The sequence below is a fragment of the Actinoplanes sp. NPDC048791 genome (genome assembly GCF_040650095.1).
Classification (GTDB): domain Bacteria; phylum Actinomycetota; class Actinomycetes; order Mycobacteriales; family Micromonosporaceae; genus Actinoplanes.
Genome location: NZ_JBEZGQ010001212.1, coordinates 1 through 2,286 on the forward strand (window position 1 = coordinate 1; position 2,286 = coordinate 2,286).

Here is a 2,286-nt window from a genome sequence, read left to right on the forward strand (position 1 = left end):
GGCGACCGGGACCGTCCGGCGCCGCGACTCGCGCTCGTGCACCAGCTTGCGGGCGGCGGCGGGCCACCCAGGCCCAGCAGCTGCTGCAGGAGAGCCTGCGCATCCGCCAGGCCGACGGCCGGCCGACCGGCCGGACGCGCCTCTACCTCGGGGACGTCGCGCGGATCCTCGACGACCCCGACGACGCCCGGCAGCACTGGGAGGCGGCCGCCGAGGCCTGCGAGAAGGCCGGCGACGCGGACGGCGCCGAGGCCGCCCGGGCCCGGCTGTCGGAGAAATCCTGAAGCAATTCCGGCGGCGGTGTCGGATCGCGGCACATGGGTTCGTGGTAAGGGTGAAGCGGCCGCCTGCGAGGGGTGCCCGGAGCACAGGAGATGATCGTCCGATGCAGTACCTGGTTTCCGTGATCGACGACAAGAGCAATCCCGGCAGCACCGACCGGGAGCCCGCGATCAGCGCGTTCAACGAACGACTGATCGCCGGAGGCCACTGGGTCTTCGCGGGCGGGCTGGCGGACACCGACGCGGCCACGGTCATCGACAACCGGGGTGAGCAGGCGGTGTTCAGCGACGGGCCGTTCGTGGAGTCGAAGGAGTACCTGGCCGGCGTCTGGATCTGGGAGGCCCCCGACCTGGACGTGGCGCTGCGGCTCGCCACCGAGGCGTCGGAGGTCTGCGATCGCAAGATCGAGGTACGGCCGTTCCTGTGACCCTGATCGACGCCGGCGAGGCGGCCACCCGGGCCCACCGCGCGGAGTGGGCGCGGGTGGTCGCCGCCCTCACCAGACGGTTCGGTGATCTCGACATCGCCGAGGAGGCAGCGGCCGAGGCGTTCGCGACCGCCGTCGAGCGGTGGCCGGCCGATGGCGTGCCCCCGAATCCCGGCGCCTGGCTGACCACCACCGCCAACCGCAAGGCCATCGACCGAATCCGGCGCGAGAGCAGGCGCGACGACAAGCACAAGGAGGCGCAGCTGGTGTTCGACGACGAACCGCCGGAGCCTCTCGGTGCCATCGAGGACGAACGGCTCCGGCTGATCTTCACCTGCTGCCACCCGGCGCTCGCGATGGAGACCCGGATGGCGCTCACGCTGCGGATGGTCGGCGGCCTGACCATGCCCGAGATCGCCCGCGCCTTCCTGGTCCAGGAGGCCGCCATGGGCCAGCGGATCACCCGGGCCAAGGCCAAGATCAAGGCGGCCCGGATCCCGTACCGGGTGCCGTCGGCGGAGGATCTCCCGGCCCGCGTGTCCGGCGTGCTCGCGGTGCTGTTCCTGGTCTTCAACGAGGGCTACCTGGCCACCGGGCCCGACACCGATCCCGTACGGCACGACCTGACCGCCGAGGCGATCCGGCTCACCCGACTGATTAGGGCGTTGCTGCCGGACGACGGTGAGGTGGCCGGGCTGCTGGCGCTGATGCTGCTCACCGAGGCCCGCCGCACCGCCCGGGTCTCGGGGAGCGGCGAGCTGGTGACCCTGGGCGAGCAGGACCGGGGCGCCTGGGACCGGACGCTGATCGCCGAAGGCCACCGGCTGGTCCGCGAGCGCCTGGCCGCCGGAGCGGCCCCGGGCCGCTACCAGATCCTCGCGGCCATCAACGCCGTGCACACCTCGGCCCCCGACGTCCGCGACACCGACTGGTCGCAGGTCGTCGCCCTCTACGACCAGCTCGTCCGGCTCGACCCGTCACCGATCGTCGCGCTCAACCGGGCCATCGCGGTCGCCGAGCTCGACGGGCCCGAGGTGGCGCTGGCGGCGGTCGACCGCCTCGACGACAAGCTGACCGGGTATCACGCCTACCACGCGACCCGCGCCGACCTGCTGCGGCGGCTCGGGCGCGGGCCGGAGGCGCACGAGGCGTACGGGAAGGCGATCGAGCTCGCGGGCAACACGGCCGAGATCGCCTACCTGACCCGCCGCCGCGACCAACTGGGACAGGGCCGCTGACCTACCGCTGGTCGGCCAGCGTGGCCCGGGCCGCGGGGGACTCCTCGACGCCGGGACGCCCGGTCAGCACGCGGGGGCCGGCCTCGGTGATCGCCACGGTGTGCTCCGAGTGCGCCGTACGGGATCCGTCGGCCGACCGGATCGTCCAGCCGTCCTCGTCGGTCCGGATCTTGTCGGTGCTCCGGCAGAACCACGGCTCGATCGCGATGGTCAGGCCCGGCTCCAGCCGCATGCCCCGGCGGGGGCGGCCGCTGTTGGCCACGTGCGGGGCCTCGTGCATGGTGCGCCCGATGCCGTGGCCGCCGAACTCGCCGTTGACGCCGTACCCGTAGCGCCCGG

General features: G+C 73.3%; 4 protein-coding genes. 3 read left to right on the top strand and 1 reads right to left on the bottom strand.

Annotated features, from left to right (window positions below; genetic code table 11):
- The 3 genes from AB0C29_RS44470 to AB0C29_RS44480 all read left to right on the top strand — a co-directional run.
- Nucleotides 1-284: hypothetical protein (locus AB0C29_RS44470; RefSeq protein WP_360833850.1), on the top strand; the 284-nt coding region annotated here is incomplete at its 5' end.
- Nucleotides 285-385: 101 nt separating this feature from the next.
- On the top strand, nucleotides 386-709 hold the full coding sequence (locus tag AB0C29_RS44475) for a YciI family protein (protein ID WP_360552770.1): 324 nt from the start codon (nucleotides 386-388) through the stop codon (nucleotides 707-709).
- A 2-nt stretch (nucleotides 710-711) separates the two neighbouring features.
- Complete coding sequence (locus tag AB0C29_RS44480; RefSeq protein WP_360833854.1) at nucleotides 712-1,947, top strand: DUF6596 domain-containing protein; 1,236 nt, start codon at nucleotides 712-714, stop codon at nucleotides 1,945-1,947.
- Nucleotide 1,948: 1 nt separating this feature from the next.
- Here AB0C29_RS44480 and AB0C29_RS44485 read toward each other — a convergent pair.
- The coding region (locus tag AB0C29_RS44485) for a M24 family metallopeptidase (RefSeq protein WP_360833852.1) at nucleotides 1,949-2,286 on the bottom strand (338 nt) is incomplete at its 5' end.

Coding starts and splice junctions, on each gene's coding strand:
- AB0C29_RS44475 (WP_360552770.1), top strand. CDS start 386: ATGCAGTACCTGGTTTCCGTGATCGACGACAAGAGCAATCCCGGCAGC.